The sequence below is a fragment of the Clostridium sp. genome (assembly GCF_050717545.1).
GTDB lineage: Bacteria > Bacillota > Clostridia > Clostridiales > Clostridiaceae > Clostridium_AD.
The window spans coordinates 49,801-69,200 of record NZ_JBOITN010000037.1; the positions used below are offsets into that span (position 1 = coordinate 49,801).

The window sequence follows — 19,400 nt, forward strand, 5'->3', positions numbered from 1 at the left end:
TACTCCTACTTACAATTATACACCATGCTTTGCTTTTTTAGTATATAATATAAGTTAAATTTATTATAATAATTAATCTTATATTCGAAATTTTTCCTATTAGATATTTAATATTTTGGTTTTAAAATGTATAATTCTATAAATTAACTAGAATAATATATGTATTATGTTAATATATGAATATAATACAAATAATACGAAGGAGTGAGTTTTTTGAGTGAAAATAAAGATACTATAGACACTAGTAAGAAAAGAAAAATATTTAAGATATTACTTTTTCCATCTATTATAATACTTGCCATAGGCATTTTCTTAGTTAGCTATTACACCTCCATAAATAAGGTATATGATTCATACAAAGTCACATTAGTTACGAATATTAACAGCATCAATGATATTAATAAAAATATAGCACAATTTAATAGTAACCAAATAATAGACGTGGATTATGCCAAACAGCAATTACCTATTATTATTAAAAATTTATCTGTACTCAAAGATAGACTAGCAAATTCTACTCCTACATCAAAATATAAAGAAGATCATGAAAATTTAAGTTTAGGCCTAGATAAAAATTTATTGATCTACAGGCAAACACTTGCGATTTTAAATAATCCCTCTGGAGGTGATGTAGAAACGTCTCTGGATAACCTTAAAACTTTTAGAAATGACTGCGTGAACTTTTACTCATTAATAGATATTAATGATATTAAAATATCACTACCAGAAACCTCTTTAGTCTTCATTGATAATGTGCTAGATTACAGTTACAGTGCAGTAATGACAAAAAAAGAAACAGATATTAAATCACAGCAAAATGATGCATTTATAAGTGAAATTGACGGCTTATCAACAAGTTTTTTAGATTCTAGAACTAATTTTTACTCATATGTTACAAAAGTGAGAGAAAAAGATATGTCTTATGATGATGTTTTGTCACTTATAGATGATGATTTTATAAAATTAGAACAAATTCAAACTAATTTTAAAAGTTTATCTGTGCCCCCAACATCTATTACTACATATGAATCCTTCAAACTTTTATTAGATAACTATGAAAATTATCTAACGGATTTTAAAGTCGCCGTTACAAGCGAAAAAATTCAAGCATTAGGTGCAGTGGCAGATCCATCTTCATTAGATACTTTATATGTTTCTTCTAATTTACTATTTACTAAAGTACAAACTTCAAATGATGATTTCAATAAAATATATACTAAGTTAAAAACTACAGAATAAACCTTTATATATTATTATAGACATACTACTAAATATTTGATATGAAAATTAGTGTATTATTTTCATAATCTAGGTAACAATACTATTAGCCTAAGTAAAAAAACGCGGAGGAACCATGCATTTGGGGTGAATCACTAGTTGTGTAGGTTAAACCTTTCCCGAACCCGTCAGCTAACTCCGTAGGCAAAGGAGAGATAATATGAAAAAATTTGCTTTTTTATCTTGTATGCTAACGTTATTATTAGCATTAACTAGTTTAAGAGTAAATGGTCAACAGCTATATGTAAATGGATCAGAATGTAAGGATTTATATAATGAACAGATAAAAGCAGTAGCAGTGTTTAATCAATCAAATAACTCAATAGGTGTAACTGACAGTGATATATACTTAATGTCCCAAGTTGTATATGCTGAGAGTTGTGGTGAATCGGATAGTGGAAAACTTGCGGTAGCATCCGTTATACTAAATCGTGCTAGCGATTCTCATTTTCCAAAATCTATTTCCGGTGTTATTAACCAAAAAAACGCATTTTCTTGCGTTAAAAATGGGGTAGTAATGCATAATGGTAAATCTGGTGTTATTCCTGATACAGCTTGTTACAATGCTGTTTTAAACGCATTGAAAGGTAAAGATCCTACATACAATGCTGTTTTTTATTACAATCCTGGAATAGCTACTTGTAAGTGGATGATAGGTATAAAAAAGGATAATATCAAAACTATAGGAAATCATGTTTTCTTTGTAGTTAAATAATAACTATATCTTACACTACAAAAACTAACTACTAATTTTATTTATGGTTCAAAAACAAATAGCGGGTAAACACCCGCTATTTGTTTTGCTGTAATTTATCTATATATGAAACTGCACCTAATGCTGCTACTAATCCTTCACCTGCAGACTTAATATATTGATATGGTTTTCCTGTACAATCACCTGCAGCATAACATCCTTTTATACTTGTTTTCATACTTCTATCAACTTTTATATGTCCGTCTTCTATTTCAAGACCAGGTACCAGTTGACTAGGCGAGACACTATCTCTTAACATGAAAACGCCATCTGTAACTATTTCACCATTTTCTAAAATAATTTTAGTTACCACGTCTTCTCCAACTATTTCTAAAGGTTTCTTTTTTATTATCTCAACATTTGGATTTAAATTATATTCACCCTTGTACATAGGGATATAATATGTTTTTGCGCTAAGCTCACTTACATAATTCGTTTCTTCTTCCCCTTCTTTATTATAACCAACTATAACAACAGTTTTCCCTTTATATAACGGAGCATCACAAGTTGCACAGTACCCTACTCCTTTTCCCAAAAACTCTTCTTCTCCTTTTAACGGTTTCGTATATTCTATCCCTGTAGCTAATATAATTGTTTTAGCTTCATACATTTTTTCATTTACCATTAAAGCAAAATATTCTCCCATTGCGTAAACATTGTTTATCTTTTCATTTACAATATTTATTCCCATAGCTTCAATATGAGCAGCAAATTTCTCCTTAAGTTCAATTCCCGGAATGTTATAAAACCCTAAAAAATTATTAACCTTTGCTGCTCTTGCAATTTTAGGACTTAAATCCTTACTTCCAAAAATTATTATATTTTTATTTCTAATTTTAGCGTTAATAGCAGCTTCAAGCCCCGCTGGACCAGTTCCAATAATAGCTATATCATATCTTTCATCCATAATTTTTCTCCTCATCTTCCTATACAAATTAGTAACATAGCACCTTAATTACAGTTGTCATAAATAAAACTTCAATAAAATCATCTCCTGCGGAGCTGAAATGTAATTAAAAATGGAGATATTTACTTAAATTATAAAAATTTAAAATATCTATCTCCATCATTTTTATTGATCATTTATATTAAAATCCAACTTATTTTATTACCATAATATAATTTTATATATGTTTTTCTATTATTTTCTTTAAGTCTGCTTTAGGTCTAAATCCCACCATAGTCTCTTTAACTATATCTTTATTAAACACCATCACGGTTGGAATACTTGAAATTTTATACTTTGATGATATTACTGGACTCTCATCCACATTTATTTTTACAAATTTAATTTTCTTTCCCATTTCACTTTCTAATTCTTCCATTACTGGAGTTAACATTTTACAAGGTCCACACCAAGGTGCCCAAAAATCAACTACAACTATGTTATCTGAATCTATTATTTCCTCATTAAAATTTTTGTCATTAACTACTTTAACCATATTATTACCTCCAATTATTATACCCCTCTAGGGTACCTTTATAATTAACATTGTATACCATATTACTAGACTAGTCAATGATATTCCAATTTCTTTTCTTATACATATATTCCTTGTCATACTTCATAAAAAGCAAAAGAAATTTTTTACACATCATATGATTAGTATACCCAAATAAAAACTTTATAATTTCTATTATTATATTGAAATAATTTTTGTTTTAATTTTTATAATATGTAATTTATTTTTCTAATACATCTTTCACTATAGAGTTATTATATAAAGAATTAGGATATTGTTTTACTAATTGTTGCGCATAACCTTTTGATTTTTTTATATTTACTTCTTTGGTTATAGTAATTAAATTATATAAAACTTCCTGCGCATAACTTCCGCTAGGAAATTGTTTTAAACTAAGTTCATAATATTTAACGGAATTTTCAAAATCAGAAACGGACTTATAGCTTACCGCTAACATATATATTATATGCTCTTGTAAATAGTTACCTTCTGAATATGGTAAAGCATATAAAAAATATTTTTTAGCCTCTGTAAAATTTTTATCATTTATATAACTCATCCCTTTATCATAAAAGAATGTTATCCCATTGCTCTTAATAATATCTTCTCCTTTTACAATAAGCAAATTATCATTCATGCCTAATTCTACATCTTTCCACTCATTAACATATCCAACTATTTGCTCCATATTATTATCTTTTATGCTTTTATCTAACTTCTGCTTAGGAAATTTAATATTTTCTTGTTTAACTAAATTTTTAGCTTCTTTTATGTCTTCTACATCTTTTATTTCTTGTAAATCCTTATTATTGATTAAAGCTGCTTTACTTTGTGTCTTTTTTAAGATATTAATTGAAAACTTCGAAAAATCGTTCACCTTATAGATATTATTTTTAGCAATTAAAACTATAATTAGAATTAGAATTATACTGGTGGTTACTATGAAATTTTTTTTATAGTTTATTTCTCTTTTTATGTTACCAAATTCTATAATTATATCTTTATTAGCAATCGCTCTTGTATTTTTTTTATCCACACGTATTACTTCATCAATGTATTGCAACGCTTTATCATATTCACCTTGCTTTATATAACAATTACTAATATAATTATTCACATTTATAAAATTAAAGTGACTTTTAGAGCATTGCTGTAAAAGTTTTAATGCACCAGATATATCAAATTTCCTTATTGCCTCCAATGCATTTACATACAACTTCAATTTTTCCTTATCCCGCACGCTATCATTTAGATACTTTATTGATACTTTATCATTATTTCTTTTATAATTTATGTTCCAGGCTTGTTTTGCTTTTTCTAAATCGCCTTTTATATAATATAAAATACCTTTCAAATTTAGGGCTGCAGCATTTGTATTATTTAAAGAAATGCTTTTTTCACAAAGAACTAATGCCTTATCTATATAACCATCATTATATTTGTTCATCGCTTTAACATATTCTTTTCCTGATTTATCCATGAACTCACCTTTTATTCTATTTATTTATAATTACTCTAATTATATCATATGATTAATTTTTTTAAGAGAATTATCTATAATAATAGTAATAAAAATATATATTAATTCATATTTTGTGATAAAATTTTAAATGTTTCATATTATTATATTAATTACTATTTTACAATAAAGTTCTAAAGAGTAAAAAGTACATATTATATATTTATATTCTACAAATATAACATACGGATATTATCATTAGTATATTATTTATAAATGCTGAGGGGGACCTTATGGTAAATAAACAATTCTCTATTCTTATATATTTTTTAAGTACTATTTTAGTATTAATTCTTTCAATATTTCTTTATAGGCTAGTTACTAATATTAACTTCAATATTTATACCCATTAATTAGAATCTATAATCAAATTTTTTATACCAAAATTATAATCTAATATACAACAAACTTAAATTATAAACTAAAAAGACATACTTTAATATGATATGTCTTTTTATATTAACAATTAGTGTACATCAAAATATATTATATTTATTCCTGTGAAACACTTTTAAAATATTCACCTACAGATTTAGTTATGGATCCTGCTATCTTTTCTTGATATTCATCCGACTTTAATTTTTGCTCTTCTTCATCATTTGATAAAAATCCACATTCCACTATAACACTTGGCATAGTATCATTATCCCTTAATAACCTGTACGCAGTTTTAGCGGGTTTCTGTACTCTCTTATTAGTAGGATCCAAATCTATTCTAAAGTTATTCTGAATTAGAGTTGCTAAAGATACGCTTTCTTTATAATTTGAATACCACACTTGGGCACCATAATATTTACTCTCCGGAAAATAATTTAGATGTATACTAATAAGCATTTCGCAATTGCTAGATTTCTTTAAATCACATCTCTTCTTTAAATCTTCAATGTACCTCTGCCTTATAGTACCACTAGATGAATAAAGACCCGTATCTTCTTCTCTAGTCATAATTACCTCATAACCTGCATTTTGTAAACTTGCTTTAAGCTTTTTTACTATATTTAAATTAATGTTCTTCTCAACAGTACCATTCTTAGAACTTGTGCCACCATCAATACCTCCATGGCCTGCATCAATGAGTATCCTTTTATTACTTTGACTAACATTCATAGTTTCATGTGCAAAGCTTAAATTTACACCTATAAAGCTTCCTATTCCTAAAAAAATTACCACAACAACAGCTATTAACCTCTTATTAACATATTTCAATGCACCCACCCTTTTATTTATTGGTATATGTTAATTTTATTCAACATGTATATAATTTATTATTATTTATTATAATACACAGGATTAGTTATATTACATATCCTGTAATGTAATATAATTTTTTATAGAGGTGATTTAATGTATAATTTAAAGCCTGAAACATTCGATTTTAACACAGTAAAAGGTATCTCTAAGAAGCAGCTAGATGAACATTACAAATTATATACAGGTTATGTAACCAAGTTAAATGAAATTTGGAACACTCCTTACGTGCCTACTAATTACATTAATAGTAATCCCACTTATTCAAAAATGCGTAGCATAAAGCTAGGTGAAACATATTCACTTGATGGAGTAAAACTTCACAACCTTTATTTTGAAAATATGACAGGAGGTAATAATATCCCATATGGACCCGCATTTAACTCCATAGTAAATGAGTTTGGATCCTACGATGCATTTATCTCCTACCTTACAAACGTAGGGCTATCCATGAGAGGCTGGGCAATTCTTACTATCGATTCTATCGACCATAAATTACATCTCACTGGGAGCGACTCACACGATAATGGTGCCATATGGCAATCCTTCCCTCTATTAATTATGGATGTTTATGAGCATGCATACTTTATGGATTTTGGAACAGATAGAAAAAAATATATTTCTACATTTATTGAAAATATAAATTGGGGCGTTTTAAATCAAAGATTCGAAAAATATATTTTGCAAGCACAATATATGGATATGAATAAAGCCAGGTATTGCCCATATAATTTATACTAATTTTAAATCTGTGAATGTTTGCTAGTTACGAGCTAATTTATCGTTATTTATAAACCACTAAAAAAAATAAAAACCCCCAAACATAATCGTTTGAGAGTTTTTAAATTCAAGAAAATTATCTCTTTGAGAATTGAGATGCTTTTCTTGCTTTTTTAAGACCATATTTCTTTCTTTCTTTCATTCTTGGATCTCTTGTTAAAAAACCTGCACTTTTAAGCTCTGGTCTTAAAGTTTCGTCAGCTTTTAATAAAGATCTAGAAATACCGTGTCTTATTGCTCCAGCTTGACCTGTATATCCACCACCATGTACGTTAACTAAAACATCAAATTTATCTTTAGTTCCAGTTAATACTAAAGGTTGGTTAACTATAAGCATTAAAGTTTCTAATCCAAAATAGTTTTCTATGTTTCTTTTGTTTATAACAATCTTACCTTCGCCAGGTACAAGTCTTACTCTCGCAACTGATTTCTTTCTTCTTCCTGTTCCTATATATTGAACCTTTGCCATATTATATCCTCCTTTCGAATCTAATTAGTATTTAAGTACTAGTACTTCTGGGTTTTGAGCTTCGTTCTTATGTTCTGGTCCTCTGTAAACAGTTAATTTTTTAAGTGTTTGACGACCTAATGGTCCCGTTGGAAGCATTCTTCTTACTGCTTCTTCAAAAATAAACTCTGGTCTTTTAGCTAATGCTACTCTATATGGAACTTCTTTTAATCCACCTGGATAATGAGAATGATGTCTTAACATTTTTTGGTCTAATTTCTTACCAGTTAAAACTATCTTATCAGCATTTATTACAATTACAAAGTCACCTGTATCAACATGTGGTGTAAATGTTGGTTTATGTTTTCCTCTTAATATTGCTGCTATTTGACTTGCTGCTCTTCCTAAAACTTTTCCTTCTACATCTACAACGAACCATTTTCTTTCTACTTCTAGTGGTTTTGCTAAGTATGATTTCATTATTTTCCCTCCCTGAACTTTTAACAATTAAAACTCTATGCTAAAGATCCGGGGCTAGTGGATCTTATACACGATATTTTATACAAACATTAATAAGTATAATACATTCTACCAGGTGTGTCAATGTTTTTAGACATGATATTAGATTTAAATGTTTTTATTTTAATAAAAAACTTCTTCCAAACATAATCCATTGGGTGGAACAGATTTTCCTGCCCTTGATCTCTCTTTTGATTCAATTATATCCTTAATCTCGCTTGGTTTTATTTTACCTTCCCCAACTCTAATTAATGATCCAACTATTATTCTAACCATATTGTATAGGAAACCGTCAGCAGCAATATATATTTTAATCATATCTTTATCTCTTATGACATCTAGCCTAGATATAGTTCTTATAGAAGTTTTCACGGAACTTCCTAAATTTTTAAATGCAGAAAAGTCATGTGTACCTATAAAATAGAATGCCCCTAATTGCATAATCTCTGCATCTAATATTCTTTGGTGGTGATATATGTAATTGCGACCTACTGCAGCATACACACGCCTATTAATTATTGTATAACTATATAGTTTTCCTGTACTATTATATCTTGCATGAAAATCCATTGGCATATCAAAAGAGTTCCTTATCACAATATCTTTGGGAAGCTGGCTATTAATAGCTCCCGCAAATTTTTCAACAGGTATTTTACTATTAGTATAAAAATTGCCTGTATAACCTTTTGCATGAACTCCAGCATCTGTTCTACTAGAACCTGTAATTAAAGCTCTTTCACCTATGATCCTCTCAATAGCAGTCTCTACCTTTTCTTGAATCGTCATGACATTATTTTGCCTTTGCCATCCGCAATAGTTCGTTCCATCGTATTCTATTATAAGCTTTATATTTCTCAAAGAGTCACGCCCTTTTCTAATTATAGCTAGAATTTAATACTACTTAGTACCTTATTAGAATACTACGTTCTGCTAAAAATGGTAATAAAAAATAGCACTGAAAAAGCAAAACTTGCAATATAATCATTATTCGTTATCTTTAACTCTTTCATCCTAGTTCTTCCTTCTCCACCCTTATAACATCTTGATTCCATAGCCATTGCTAATTCATCTGCCCTTCTAAATGAACTTATAAATAATGGAACTAAAATAGGAATTAGACTTTTAGCCCTACTTATTAAATTTCCAGACTCAAAATCAGCACCTCTTGCCATTTGTGCTTTCATTATCTTATCAGTCTCATCCATAAGAGTAGGAATAAACCTTAATGCTATAGTCATCATCATAGCAAGTTCATGAGCTGGCACGCCTATTCTCTTAAAAGGGTTTAGAATACTTTCAATACCATCAGTTAACTCTATTGGGGACGTTGTAAGTGTTAGTATTGACGTTCCCATAATTAAAAATACTAATCTAATAATCATAAATGCGGCAATAACTAAACCTTCTTTATAAACTTTTATAAAATGCCACTGAATAAGTGGAAGGCTTCCATTTCCACTAGTCATAAATATATTTAATATTGCAGTAATGAGCAATAAAACTAAAATAGGCTTTAACCCATTATAAATATACTTAAAGGATAGTTTAGCTATTAGTATTGTTACCACTAAAAATGTAAATATATATAAATATCCCACAAAATTATTCACCAAAAATAGGTTAATAATAAATAATACAGATATTAGTATCTTAAATCTTGAGTCCAATTTATGTACAAAAGAGTCGCCTGGTATATATTGACCTATTGTAATATCCTTGATCATACAAATTCCTCCAATGTGTTTTAAAAAGCACATATTACTGTTATATATATGATACCTTCTTCGGGCAAAGTATTTATACTAGTTTGTTTTGAGTATCTTAAGCAATTCTTCTTTAGCTTTTTGTATTGTAAATATATCAGAAGATAAATTAAATCCTTTATTGTGCAGCTCGCGAATAAGATATGTTACTTGTGGTACTGCTAGGCCCACGCTTTCTAGAATTTCTACTTGTCTAAATATTTTCTGGGGCGTTCCGTCCAAGATACATTTTCCATTATCCATCACTAAAATTCTATTAGCAACCTTAGCTACATCTTCCATGCTATGTGATACTAAAATTATAGTCATGTCATTCTCATTGTAAAGATCAAGAATTTTTCCTAGAATATCATCTCTACCCTTGGGATCAAGACCTGCTGTAGGTTCATCTAAAATTAGAATTTTGGGCTCCATAGCTATTACGCCAGCAATGGCTACTCTTCTTTTTTGACCACCACTTATTTCAAAAGGTGACTTATCCTTATACTGCTGATAATCCAGACCTACGATTTTCATAGCCCTTTGAACTCTTTTATTTATCTCATCATTATCTAGACCTAAGTTTTTAGGTCCAAAAGCAATGTCTTTTTCAATAGTTTCTTCAAAAAGCTGGTATTCAGGATACTGAAATACTAGTCCAACTTTCTTTCTTACATTTGTAAGTTTCACATTTTTCTGAGTTATGTCTATGTCATCAATTAACAATCTTCCTGCTGTTGGTTTTAATAATCCATTTATATGTTGTATCAGAGTAGACTTTCCAGAACCTGTATGCCCAATTAGTGCTATAAATTCTCCTTGCTTTATCTCTATGGACACGTCATCTATAGCTTTTTTTTCAAAAGGAGTTTTCGCCATATATATATATGATAAATTTTCTATTTTAATTGACATAATGCATTCACCATCTCATCTATAGTTAATATATCTGATCCTATATTAATACCATTTTGTCTAAGTTCATATGCAAGTTCTGTTACTTGCGGAACATCTAATCCTATTTTTTTCATAAGAGATACATTCCTAAATATTTCTTTAGGTATTCCATTCATCACAACTTTTCCATTATCCATAACTACAATTCTATCAGCCTCTACTGCTTCTTCCATATTATGAGTTATTAAGATTATTGTTATGCCATATTTTTTATTTATCTCTTTTATAGTGCGCATAACTTCCTTTCTCCCAAATGGATCCAGCATAGCTGTTGGTTCATCGAAAACAATACATTTTGGCATCATAGCAAGAATACCTGCAATAGCTACTCTTTGTTTTTGACCACCTGAAAGTAAATGTGGAGCATGTTTTCTGTATTCATACATTTGTACATTTTTTAAAGCTTCGTCTACTCTTTTTCTAATCTCCTTAGGTTCTAGTCCTAAATTTTCAGGTCCAAAAGCTACATCCTCTTCTACAATAGTTGCAACAATTTGATTATCAGGATTTTGAAATACCATTCCTGCTATATTCCTAATGGGCCATAAATTATTTTCGTCGGAAGTTCTTAGTCCATCTACATAGACCTCCCCCGCCGTGGGCACTAGTAGAGCATTTATATGTTTAGCAAAAGTTGATTTACCTGATCCATTATGTCCAAGTACTACCAAAAACTCACCCTTATTAACCTCTAAATCTAATCCATCAATGGCTACTTTAGGCTGTTCTTCTTCACTATGAGGGTACTTATAAACAAGTTTATTACATATAACCATTTTTTCACCCATAAGTGTCACTCCCTACGTTTATAAATATGAATATGAAAATAGGGATTAAGTTTGTTCTCACTTAATCCCTTTGATCAAACTATACTAATTCTATTATACTCATTTCTGCTGCGTCGCCTCTTCTTGGACCCATTTTCATTATTCTAGTATAGCCGCCATTTCTCTCGGCATACTTAGGTGCAATATTGTCAAATAGATCTTTAACAACACTTTCTTCAGTAATAAATGCAAGTGCTTGCCTTCTAGCATGAAGATCTCCTCTTTTTCCAAGAGTTATCATTCTTTCAGCAAATTTTCTAGTTTCTTTTGCTCTAGTTACAGTAGTTTCAATTTTACCATACTTCAACAAATTAGTTGCAAGACTTCTAAACATTGCAATTCTTTGATCAGTGGCGCGTCCTAATTTACGGTACATTGCCATGTGCGTTCCTCCTTACTCTTCAGTTAGTTTTAAGTTCAAACTCAAAGCTTGAAGTTTTTGTTCTACTTCTTCAAGTGATTTCTTACCTAAATTTCTAACCTTCATCATATCATCCATTGATCTTTCTGTTAGTTCCTGAACTGTATTAATACCAGCTCTTTTTAAGCAGTTATAACTTCTAACAGAAAGGTCAAGTTCTTCTATAGTCATTTCAAGAACTTTTTCTTTCTTATCTTCTTCTTTTTCAACCATTATTTCAACATTATCAGCATGATCTGTTAATGTCATAAATAATTTAAAGTGTTCGATAAGTATTTTAGCTGATAAACCAATGGCTTCATCTGGTCTAATTGTTCCATTAGTCCAAATCTCGATAGTTAATTTATCATAATCAGTAATTTGGCCTACTCTAGTGTTTTCTACAGAAAAATTTACTCTTTTGACTGGTGTGTAAATTGAATCCACAGGAATAGTAGCAATAGCTAATTCATCTGTCTTGTTTTTAGCCATAGACACATATCCTCTACCTCTATTAACAGTTAATTCCATATATAATCTAGCTTCATCATCTAATGTTGCAATATGTAAATCGTCATTAACGACCTCTATATCTCCATCAGTATTGATATCTGCTCCAGTAACAACACCTGGTCCTTTAGCATCAATATAAATTGTCCTAGGACCTTCTCCAGTCATTTTTAATGCTAAGCTTTTAATGTTTAGAATTAATTCTGTAACATCTTCCTTAACACCTTTAACTGTGGAAAATTCGTGAAGTACTGTATCAATCTTAACTGCACTTGTAGCAACTCCTGGCAATGAAGAAAGAAGAATTCTTCTTAATGCATTACCTAAAGTTATACCATAACCTCTTTCAAGTGGTTCAATAACAAACTTACCATAAGATCCATCTTCAGCTGTTTCTACACATTCTATTTTTGGCTTTTCAATTTCTAACATAATAAACCCTCCTTTTTTTTATTGGCAACTTATTATGAGGGCAACTGATTCTATATTAATGACTATTTGCTGTATAATTCGACGATTAACGTTTCATTAACAGGAACATCTATATCTTCCCTAGTTGGTTGTGATAAAACTTTTCCTTCGAATTTCTCTAAGTTAGCTTCTAACCAATTTGGTAAAGTTTTAGGGTTTTCAAGGAAAACCTTAAATTTCTCAGTAGCTCTGCTCTTTTCACATGCAGATACTACTTCATTTGCTGTTAAACTGTAAGAAGGAATATCCACCTTTTTACCGTTAACTAAGAAATGTCCGTGAGTTACTAGTTGCCTAGCTTCTTGTCTTGAATTACCGTAACCTAATCTATAAACTACGTTATCAAGTCTCACTTCTAGAAGTCTTAATAGGTTTTCACCTGTTATACCCCTTAACTTGTCAGCCTTTTCATAATATCTTCTAAATTGACTTTCAAGTATTCCGTATATTCTCTTAGCCTTTTGTTTTTCTCTTAATTGTAATCCGTAATTGGACATTTTCTTCTTACTCTGTCCGTGTTGTCCTGGTGCATAGCCTCTTCTGGCAAATGCACATTTATCTGTAAAACATCTATCACCCTTAAGGTTTAGCTTCATGCCTTCTCTTCTACAAAGTCTACAAGTAGCTCCAGTATATCTTGCCATTCAAATTACACCTCCTATTTACTATCCTATTAATTAGACTCTTCTTCTCTTTGGTGGTCTACATCCGTTATGTGGAATTGGAGTAACGTCTTTGATTAATGTAATTTCTAATCCAGCTGCTTGAAGTGATCTAATTGCTGCTTCTCTACCGCCGCCTGGTCCTTTAACAAATACATCAACACTTTTTAAGCCATGTTCCATAGCAGCTTTTGTTGCAGCTTCTGCTGCCATTTGGGCTGCAAATGGAGTGCTCTTTCTTGATCCTCTAAAACCTAGTCCACCTGCACTAGACCAAGACAAAGCATTACCAGCTACATCTGTAAGTGTAACGATGGAATTATTAAAAGTAGACTTTATGTGTGCACAACCATGCTCAACATTTTTTCTTTCTTTTTTTCTTCTACTTCTTTTAACTTTCTGAGCCATATTATTCCCTCCTTACTATTTCTTCTTACCGGCCATTGTTTTTTTAGGGCCTTTTCTTGTTCTAGCATTAGTTTTAGTTTTTTGTCCTCTCACTGGAAGACCTTTTCTATGTCTTATTCCTCTATAACATCCAATCTCCATTAACCTTTTTATGTCTAGTGCAACTCTTCTTCTTAAGTCACCCTCGATTAAAAAGTTCTTTTGAATGTATGTTCTTAGTTCATTAACTTCCTCTTCAGTTAAATCCTTAACCCTTGTATCAGGATTAACTCCTGTTGATTTAAGAATTCCCTGAGATTTTGTTAAACCTATACCAAATATATATGTTAAACCTATTTCTACTCTTTTTTCCCTTGGTAGGTCAATACCTGCTATTCTTGCCATTTACTGTTTACACCTCCCACGTACTTGTTGTTCCAATTTTATCACATCTTTAACTTAAAAACGATGTTATAAACATTTATTATTAATATTAACATTTAAGCTACTTTACTTTGTAAATAAAACCTACTAATATTTGCAAATAAACCCATTAACCTTGTTTTTGTTTATGCTTAGGATTTTCACAGATAACCATTACTCTTCCTTTTCTTTTTATAATTTTACATTTTTCACACATAGGTTTAACTGATGGTCTTACTTTCATAGCTAACCCTCCTTATTACTTGTCTCTCCAAGTTATTCTCCCACGATTCAAATCATATGGGGAAAGTTCTACTGTAACCTTATCGCCTGGCAATATTCTTATAAAATTCATTCTTAACTTTCCTGAAATATGAGCTAGTATTTTATGCCCACTTTCAAGTTCAACTTGAAATATTGCATTCGGCATAGTTTCAAGCACAACACCTTGCATTTCTATTATATCATCTTTTGACATAAGGTAATCAAACCTCCTTACCATTCTCTGCAGACTGCAAAAATATTTTAATTTTAGAATTAGTGACCTCTTTTTTAGATAAAATTATACTTCTAATTTCTTCAGCAACGGTATCCGTAAAATTTAGATGTTTAACCTTCTTTTTCTTAGGTTTCTCAATCCTTCTTAACTCTCCATCAGAAATATACACATATTCATTATCAAGTATTCCTACCACAACAAAACTTTTATGCATATCTCTTCCCGCCTTAGAATTTACCACCTTACCTACAAGGCTATTTTTCTCCAAATCATTCACCTCTATTAGTTCAAAGTTAATATTTCAGGACCATTTTTTATAATAGCAACAGTATTTTCATAATGTGCAACTAAGCTGCCATCTCTTGTTACTACCGTCCACTTATTAGACTTTACTTTGACATAATGCTTTCCTATATTTATCATAGGTTCGATTGCAAGTACCATACCATGAACTAACTTAGGACCTTTACTCGGAGCACCATAATTAGGAATCTCTGGATCTTCATGCATTGATGTTCCAATTCCATGACCTACAAAGTCCCTAACTACAGAGTATCCATGGCCCTGCGCATAACACTGAATTGCAGCAGATATATCTGATAACCTATTGCCGATTATAGCTTTTTCAACACCCTTGAAGAAACTATTTTTAGTAACTTCAATTAGCATCGAAGCTCCACTAGATATTTTGCCTACCGGAAAAGTTCTAGCTGCATCTCCATGATATCCATTTAATATGGCACCACAATCTATGCTAATTATATCTCCTTCAAGTAAAATCCGGTTAGTTGGAATTCCATGAACCACTTCATCATTAACAGATGTACAAATGGAAGCTGGAAATCCATAATATCCCTTAAAAGATGGTTTAGCACCCTGATTTATTATGAACTCTTCAGCTAATTTATCAAGTTCTGCAGTGGTTATTCCAGGTTTTATTTCACTCTGAATTAGTGCAAGAGTATCTGCAACCACTCTGCCCGCACATCTCATAAGTTGAACTTCCATATCACTTTTTATGCTTATCACTTCTCTAACGCTCCTAAGACACCACAGATATTTTCAAATACACTATCAATTTCAAGCGCCCCATTAACTACTGATAACAATTTCTTATCATCATAATACTTTATCAATGGTAGTGTTTGAGCCTCGTATATGTCTAGCCGTTCACTAACGGTCTCCTCAACGTCATCAGCTCTTTGCACAAGATCACTTCCACACACATTACATTTTCCGTCAACTAGTGGCGGATTAAATTTAATGTGGAAGCTAGCACCACAGTTAAGGCAAACTCTTCGACCAGTCATTCTATTAAGAATGAACTCTCTAGGAATCTCTATTAATAACGCAGTATCAAGGGAGTGACCCTTTTCGTCTAATATAGTTTTTAAAGCCTCACCTTGGTTAACAGTTCTAGGATAGCCATCTAGCAAAAACCCATTTTTGCAATCTTCATTATTTAACCTATCCTTGATTATATCTATAGTCAATTGATCAGGAACTAAATGTCCCTTATCAATATGTTTCTTAGCTTTGATTCCAAGTGGAGTTTTTTCTGAAATATTCTTTCTGAATATGTCCCCCGTAGATATATGTGGTATGGAGAACTTCTCACTTATAGATTTTGCTTGAGTTCCTTTTCCGGCTCCCGGAGGACCTAACAAGATTATCCTCATAGAATCATCTCCTGGTAATAATTTATTTAAGGAATCCTCGATAATGACGCATTACTAATTGTGACTCAAGTTGCCTTAATGTTTCAATTGCAACATTTACCATAATTAATAACATTGTGCCACCAAAGTATATACCTTTAAAGTTTGTATATGAATCTACGATAATAGGAAATATCGCTATAACAGCCGCAAAAGTTCCTCCCAGTATAGATATTTTTGTAAGTACCATATCTATATACGTTGCTGTATTCTCCCCTGGTCTAATGCCTGGTATAAATCCTGATGATTTATGCATATTTTCAGCCATTTCATCAGGTTTAAATGTTACCTGAGTATAAAACCATGTAAAGAATACTATTAATACAAAGTATACCAATGAATACTTCCAACTATTTCTTTCAAATATACTCCAAGGACTCCCTACAATGAACTTAGCAATTGCAGATGTCGGTTTAAGCTGAGCTATTGTTTCTGGGAATGTCATTACTGACATAGCAAAAATTATACCGATAACTCCAGATGCATTTACATTGATTGGAATATGTGTTGATTGCCCTTTAAAAACTTTGTTTCCAACAGCTTTTCCTGCATATTGAACTGGAATTCTTCTTTCACCTAAACTTGCGATTACTACTGCAACTAATAACGCTGCAGCAATTACAACAAACATTATAACCTCTACAAAATTTACATTTCCAGCCTTCTGAAGTGCAGCGATTTTATACGCTGTGGCAGGTAATCCAGATATAATATTGATAAATATTATTAATGAAACACCATTACCAATGCCTTTACATGTAATTTGCTCACCTATCCACACCAAAAATGTTGATGCAGTTGTCATCGTTAGTATCACTAAAAATATGGTTAGACTAGATGTATCTGAGAATGCTCCAGTGCCTGATATAATTGCATACATACCAAAAGCTTGCAATGCACCAAGTACTATTGAAGCATATCTAGTAAAATCTTGTATTCTCTTGCGTCCTTCAATACCTTCTTTAGAAAGTTGTTCTAAATATGGAATTGCTATTACAAGTAATTGCATTATAATTGATGCATTTATGTATGGGCCAACACCCATAGCAAAAATACTAAATTTACCAAACGCACCACCTGAAAGCATATCATAAAAACTTAATAATGTGCCTCCATTACTAGTTAAACTTCCAAGTTTGCTAGCATCTACACCTGGAACAGGAATAAAAATACCCAATCGCATAATTACAACCATAAGTAGTGTGAATATCATACGTTTCTTTAAATCAGGGACTTTCCAGGCATTACGTAGGGTTGATAACACTTATATCACCTCGATTTTTCCTCCAGCAGCTTCAATTTTCTCAACTGCTCCTTTAGAGAACTTTGATACCTTTATAGTTAAGTTCTTTTCTAAATTACCATTTCCAAGTATCTTAACTCCATCATACACTTTTCTTATAATTCTTTTCTCTAAGAGCAATTCTGGTGTAATTTCTGTACCATCTTCGAATATATTCAGTCTATCTACATTTATACAAGAATATTTTTTTGCAAAAATATTAGTAAACCCTCTTTTAGGTAACCTTCTGTATAAAGGCATTTGACCTCCTTCAAATCCTGGTCTAGTTCCACCACCTGATCTTGAGTTTTGTCCATCTTGACCTCTTCCTGCAGTTTTTCCCCAACCTGAACCTGTACCTCTACCGATTCTCTTTGGAGATTTTTTTGAACCTTCCGCAGGTCTTAACTCATGAAGTTTCATGTCAACACCTCCTCGTTTATACTTGTTCTACGTTTATTAGATATATAACTTTATTAATCATACCTTTGATCTGAGGAGTTTCCTCGTGCTCAACACTTTTTCTTATTTTTCTCAATCCTAAAGAATTAATTGTAGCAATATGTTCTTTCTTTCTACCTATTAAGCTTTTAACCAATGTTATTTTAACTTTAGCCAAGGTTTTCCCCTCCTATCTTAAAATTTCTTCTACAGTTTTACCTCTTAATTTAGCAACGTCTTCCGCTGTTCTTAACCTTGATAAACCATTTATAGTAGCATTAACTACATTTGTTGCATTACTAGAGCCTAGAGATTTAGCTCTAACATCTTTCAATCCTGATAATTCTAGAACCGCTCTAACTGGACCACCAGCTAAAACTCCAGTACCTTCAGCACCGGGCATTATATGAATAATAGAAGTACCGAACTTACCATCAATAGTATGTGGAATTGTTGATCCAACCATAGCTACGTTTACTAAATTCTTCTTAGCATCTTCTATTCCTTTTCTAATTGCTTCAGGAATTTCTACAGATTTACCCATTCCAACTCCAACGTGTCCGTTTTCGTCTCCAACAACAACTAGTGCGCTGAATCTGAAGTTTCTTCCACCTTTAACAACCTTAGCAACTCTGTTTATATTAACTACTTTTTCTTTAAGGTCTAATATGCTAGGATCTATTTTCATGTGTTTCCCTCCTTCTCTTAGAATTTAAGTCCGGCCTCTCTTGCTCCCTCAGCTAGAATTTGCACTCTGCCGTGGTATACATATCCGCCTCTGTCAAATACTACTTCTTCTATTCCTTTTTCAAGTGCTCTTTCAGCAACCATTTTACCAACTAATTTTGCTGCTTCTTTATTACTTCCTATTTTTTGTTCGAAAGCTTTATCAACGCTTGAAGCAGAAACTAATGTGATTTTAGCAACATCATCTATTACTTGAGCATATATGTTCTTTTCACTTCTATATACAGCTAATCTAGGTCTTTGTGCTGTACCAGAAATTTTCTTACGAACTCTAAGATGACGCTTAACTCTTGACTTTTGCCTATCGTCTTTCTTGAACACATCA

General features: G+C 31.3%; 28 protein-coding genes and 1 riboswitch. Of the genes, 3 read left to right on the forward strand and 25 right to left on the reverse strand.

Annotation, left to right across the window (positions count from 1 at the left end; translation table 11 throughout):
* The first annotated feature begins 213 nt into the window (after window positions 1–213).
* Window positions 214–1,239 (forward strand): hypothetical protein, encoded by a 1,026-nt coding sequence (locus tag ACREVX_RS12980; RefSeq protein ID WP_431544615.1) that lies wholly within the window; start codon window positions 214–216, stop codon window positions 1,237–1,239.
* A 77-nt stretch (window positions 1,240–1,316) separates the two neighbouring features.
* A riboswitch (cyclic di-AMP (ydaO/yuaA leader) is annotated at window positions 1,317–1,440 on the forward strand.
* Window positions 1,439–1,993, forward strand: a complete 555-nt coding sequence (locus ACREVX_RS12985; protein WP_431544616.1) for a cell wall hydrolase — start codon at window positions 1,439–1,441, stop codon at window positions 1,991–1,993. (Overlaps the previous riboswitch by 2 nt.)
* Before the next feature lie 76 nt (window positions 1,994–2,069).
* On the opposite strand, the gene ACREVX_RS12990 is transcribed toward ACREVX_RS12985, so the two are convergent.
* From ACREVX_RS12990 to cwlD, 4 genes are all read right to left on the reverse strand, one after another.
* The gene (locus ACREVX_RS12990; RefSeq protein ID WP_431544617.1) at window positions 2,070–2,939 is read right to left on the reverse strand and encodes an NAD(P)/FAD-dependent oxidoreductase; all 870 of its coding nucleotides are present in this window, start codon (window positions 2,937–2,939) and stop codon (window positions 2,070–2,072) included.
* Between the two features lie 217 nt (window positions 2,940–3,156).
* On the reverse strand, window positions 3,157–3,474 hold the full coding sequence (gene trxA, locus ACREVX_RS12995; protein ID WP_431544618.1) for a thioredoxin: 318 nt from the start codon (window positions 3,472–3,474) through the stop codon (window positions 3,157–3,159).
* Window positions 3,475–3,715: 241 nt separating this feature from the next.
* Entirely contained in the window at window positions 3,716–4,975 is a 1,260-nt protein-coding gene (locus ACREVX_RS13000) for a tetratricopeptide repeat protein (RefSeq protein WP_431544619.1), read from the reverse strand.
* 531 nt (window positions 4,976–5,506) lie between these two features.
* Window positions 5,507–6,220, reverse strand: coding sequence for an N-acetylmuramoyl-L-alanine amidase CwlD (gene cwlD / locus ACREVX_RS13005; RefSeq protein WP_431544620.1), 714 nt, complete (start codon window positions 6,218–6,220; stop codon window positions 5,507–5,509).
* A gap of 138 nt (window positions 6,221–6,358) precedes the next feature.
* Here cwlD and ACREVX_RS13010 point away from each other — a divergent pair, with 138 nt between their 5' ends.
* Complete coding sequence (locus ACREVX_RS13010; protein ID WP_431544621.1) at window positions 6,359–7,003, forward strand: superoxide dismutase; 645 nt, start codon at window positions 6,359–6,361, stop codon at window positions 7,001–7,003.
* Between the two features lie 115 nt (window positions 7,004–7,118).
* Here ACREVX_RS13010 and rpsI read toward each other — a convergent pair whose 3' ends face one another.
* The 21 genes from rpsI to rplR all read right to left on the reverse strand — a co-directional run bounded on the left by rpsI (window position 7,119) and on the right by rplR (window position 19,396).
* Complete coding sequence (gene rpsI / locus ACREVX_RS13015; protein WP_216306393.1) at window positions 7,119–7,511, reverse strand: 30S ribosomal protein S9; 393 nt, start codon at window positions 7,509–7,511, stop codon at window positions 7,119–7,121.
* A gap of 24 nt (window positions 7,512–7,535) precedes the next feature.
* On the reverse strand, window positions 7,536–7,970 hold the full coding sequence (gene rplM / locus ACREVX_RS13020; protein ID WP_431544622.1) for a 50S ribosomal protein L13: 435 nt from the start codon (window positions 7,968–7,970) through the stop codon (window positions 7,536–7,538).
* Window positions 7,971–8,132: 162 nt separating this feature from the next.
* Entirely contained in the window at window positions 8,133–8,867 is a 735-nt protein-coding gene (gene truA, locus ACREVX_RS13025; RefSeq protein WP_431544623.1) for a tRNA pseudouridine(38-40) synthase TruA, read from the reverse strand.
* Between the two features lie 62 nt (window positions 8,868–8,929).
* Window positions 8,930–9,733 (reverse strand): energy-coupling factor transporter transmembrane component T family protein, encoded by an 804-nt coding sequence (locus ACREVX_RS13030; RefSeq protein ID WP_431544624.1) that lies wholly within the window; start codon window positions 9,731–9,733, stop codon window positions 8,930–8,932.
* A gap of 78 nt (window positions 9,734–9,811) precedes the next feature.
* Entirely contained in the window at window positions 9,812–10,666 is an 855-nt protein-coding gene (locus ACREVX_RS13035; RefSeq protein WP_431544625.1) for an energy-coupling factor transporter ATPase, read from the reverse strand.
* Window positions 10,651–11,496 carry an energy-coupling factor transporter ATPase gene (locus ACREVX_RS13040; RefSeq protein ID WP_431544626.1) on the reverse strand — a complete coding sequence of 282 codons (846 nt, stop codon included), beginning with the start codon at window positions 11,494–11,496 and terminating at the stop codon, window positions 10,651–10,653. The genes ACREVX_RS13035 and ACREVX_RS13040 overlap by 16 nt, the downstream gene beginning before the upstream one ends.
* A 79-nt stretch (window positions 11,497–11,575) precedes the next feature.
* A complete protein-coding gene (gene rplQ, locus ACREVX_RS13045) occupies window positions 11,576–11,917 on the reverse strand; it encodes a 50S ribosomal protein L17 (protein WP_216149136.1) in 342 nt (113 codons plus the stop codon).
* Between the two features lie 12 nt (window positions 11,918–11,929).
* Window positions 11,930–12,877, reverse strand: a complete 948-nt coding sequence (locus ACREVX_RS13050) for a DNA-directed RNA polymerase subunit alpha (protein WP_431544627.1) — start codon at window positions 12,875–12,877, stop codon at window positions 11,930–11,932.
* 62 nt (window positions 12,878–12,939) lie between these two features.
* Complete coding sequence (gene rpsD / locus ACREVX_RS13055) at window positions 12,940–13,560, reverse strand: 30S ribosomal protein S4 (RefSeq protein ID WP_431544628.1); 621 nt, start codon at window positions 13,558–13,560, stop codon at window positions 12,940–12,942.
* A 33-nt stretch (window positions 13,561–13,593) separates the two neighbouring features.
* Window positions 13,594–13,986, reverse strand: a complete 393-nt coding sequence (gene rpsK, locus ACREVX_RS13060; protein WP_431544629.1) for a 30S ribosomal protein S11 — start codon at window positions 13,984–13,986, stop codon at window positions 13,594–13,596.
* 15 nt (window positions 13,987–14,001) lie between these two features.
* Window positions 14,002–14,370 carry a 30S ribosomal protein S13 gene (gene rpsM / locus ACREVX_RS13065; RefSeq protein WP_431544630.1) on the reverse strand — a complete coding sequence of 123 codons (369 nt, stop codon included), beginning with the start codon at window positions 14,368–14,370 and terminating at the stop codon, window positions 14,002–14,004.
* Between the two features lie 148 nt (window positions 14,371–14,518).
* Window positions 14,519–14,632 carry a 50S ribosomal protein L36 gene (gene rpmJ / locus ACREVX_RS13070; RefSeq protein WP_007062395.1) on the reverse strand — a complete coding sequence of 38 codons (114 nt, stop codon included), beginning with the start codon at window positions 14,630–14,632 and terminating at the stop codon, window positions 14,519–14,521.
* 15 nt (window positions 14,633–14,647) lie between these two features.
* Window positions 14,648–14,866: a translation initiation factor IF-1 gene (infA, locus tag ACREVX_RS13075; RefSeq protein WP_431544631.1), complete on the reverse strand. Its 219-nt coding sequence runs from the start codon at window positions 14,864–14,866 to the stop codon at window positions 14,648–14,650.
* A 7-nt stretch (window positions 14,867–14,873) separates the two neighbouring features.
* Window positions 14,874–15,155 carry an RNA-binding protein gene (locus tag ACREVX_RS13080; RefSeq protein ID WP_431544632.1) on the reverse strand — a complete coding sequence of 94 codons (282 nt, stop codon included), beginning with the start codon at window positions 15,153–15,155 and terminating at the stop codon, window positions 14,874–14,876.
* A gap of 14 nt (window positions 15,156–15,169) precedes the next feature.
* Window positions 15,170–15,916 (reverse strand): type I methionyl aminopeptidase, encoded by a 747-nt coding sequence (gene map, locus ACREVX_RS13085; protein ID WP_431544633.1) that lies wholly within the window; start codon window positions 15,914–15,916, stop codon window positions 15,170–15,172.
* Entirely contained in the window at window positions 15,913–16,566 is a 654-nt protein-coding gene (locus ACREVX_RS13090) for an adenylate kinase (RefSeq protein WP_431544634.1), read from the reverse strand. The genes map and ACREVX_RS13090 overlap by 4 nt, the downstream gene beginning before the upstream one ends.
* 22 nt (window positions 16,567–16,588) lie before the next feature.
* The gene (gene secY, locus ACREVX_RS13095; RefSeq protein WP_431544635.1) at window positions 16,589–17,869 is read right to left on the reverse strand and encodes a preprotein translocase subunit SecY; all 1,281 of its coding nucleotides are present in this window, start codon (window positions 17,867–17,869) and stop codon (window positions 16,589–16,591) included.
* Window positions 17,870–18,310 (reverse strand): 50S ribosomal protein L15, encoded by a 441-nt coding sequence (rplO, locus tag ACREVX_RS13100; RefSeq protein WP_431544636.1) that lies wholly within the window; start codon window positions 18,308–18,310, stop codon window positions 17,870–17,872.
* Window positions 18,311–18,326: 16 nt separating this feature from the next.
* Window positions 18,327–18,506: a 50S ribosomal protein L30 gene (rpmD, locus tag ACREVX_RS13105; RefSeq protein ID WP_431544637.1), complete on the reverse strand. Its 180-nt coding sequence runs from the start codon at window positions 18,504–18,506 to the stop codon at window positions 18,327–18,329.
* Between the two features lie 12 nt (window positions 18,507–18,518).
* Window positions 18,519–19,016 (reverse strand): 30S ribosomal protein S5, encoded by a 498-nt coding sequence (gene rpsE, locus ACREVX_RS13110; RefSeq protein ID WP_431544638.1) that lies wholly within the window; start codon window positions 19,014–19,016, stop codon window positions 18,519–18,521.
* A 17-nt stretch (window positions 19,017–19,033) separates the two neighbouring features.
* The gene (gene rplR / locus ACREVX_RS13115; RefSeq protein WP_431544639.1) at window positions 19,034–19,396 is read right to left on the reverse strand and encodes a 50S ribosomal protein L18; all 363 of its coding nucleotides are present in this window, start codon (window positions 19,394–19,396) and stop codon (window positions 19,034–19,036) included.
* Window positions 19,397–19,400 lie beyond the last annotated feature (4 nt).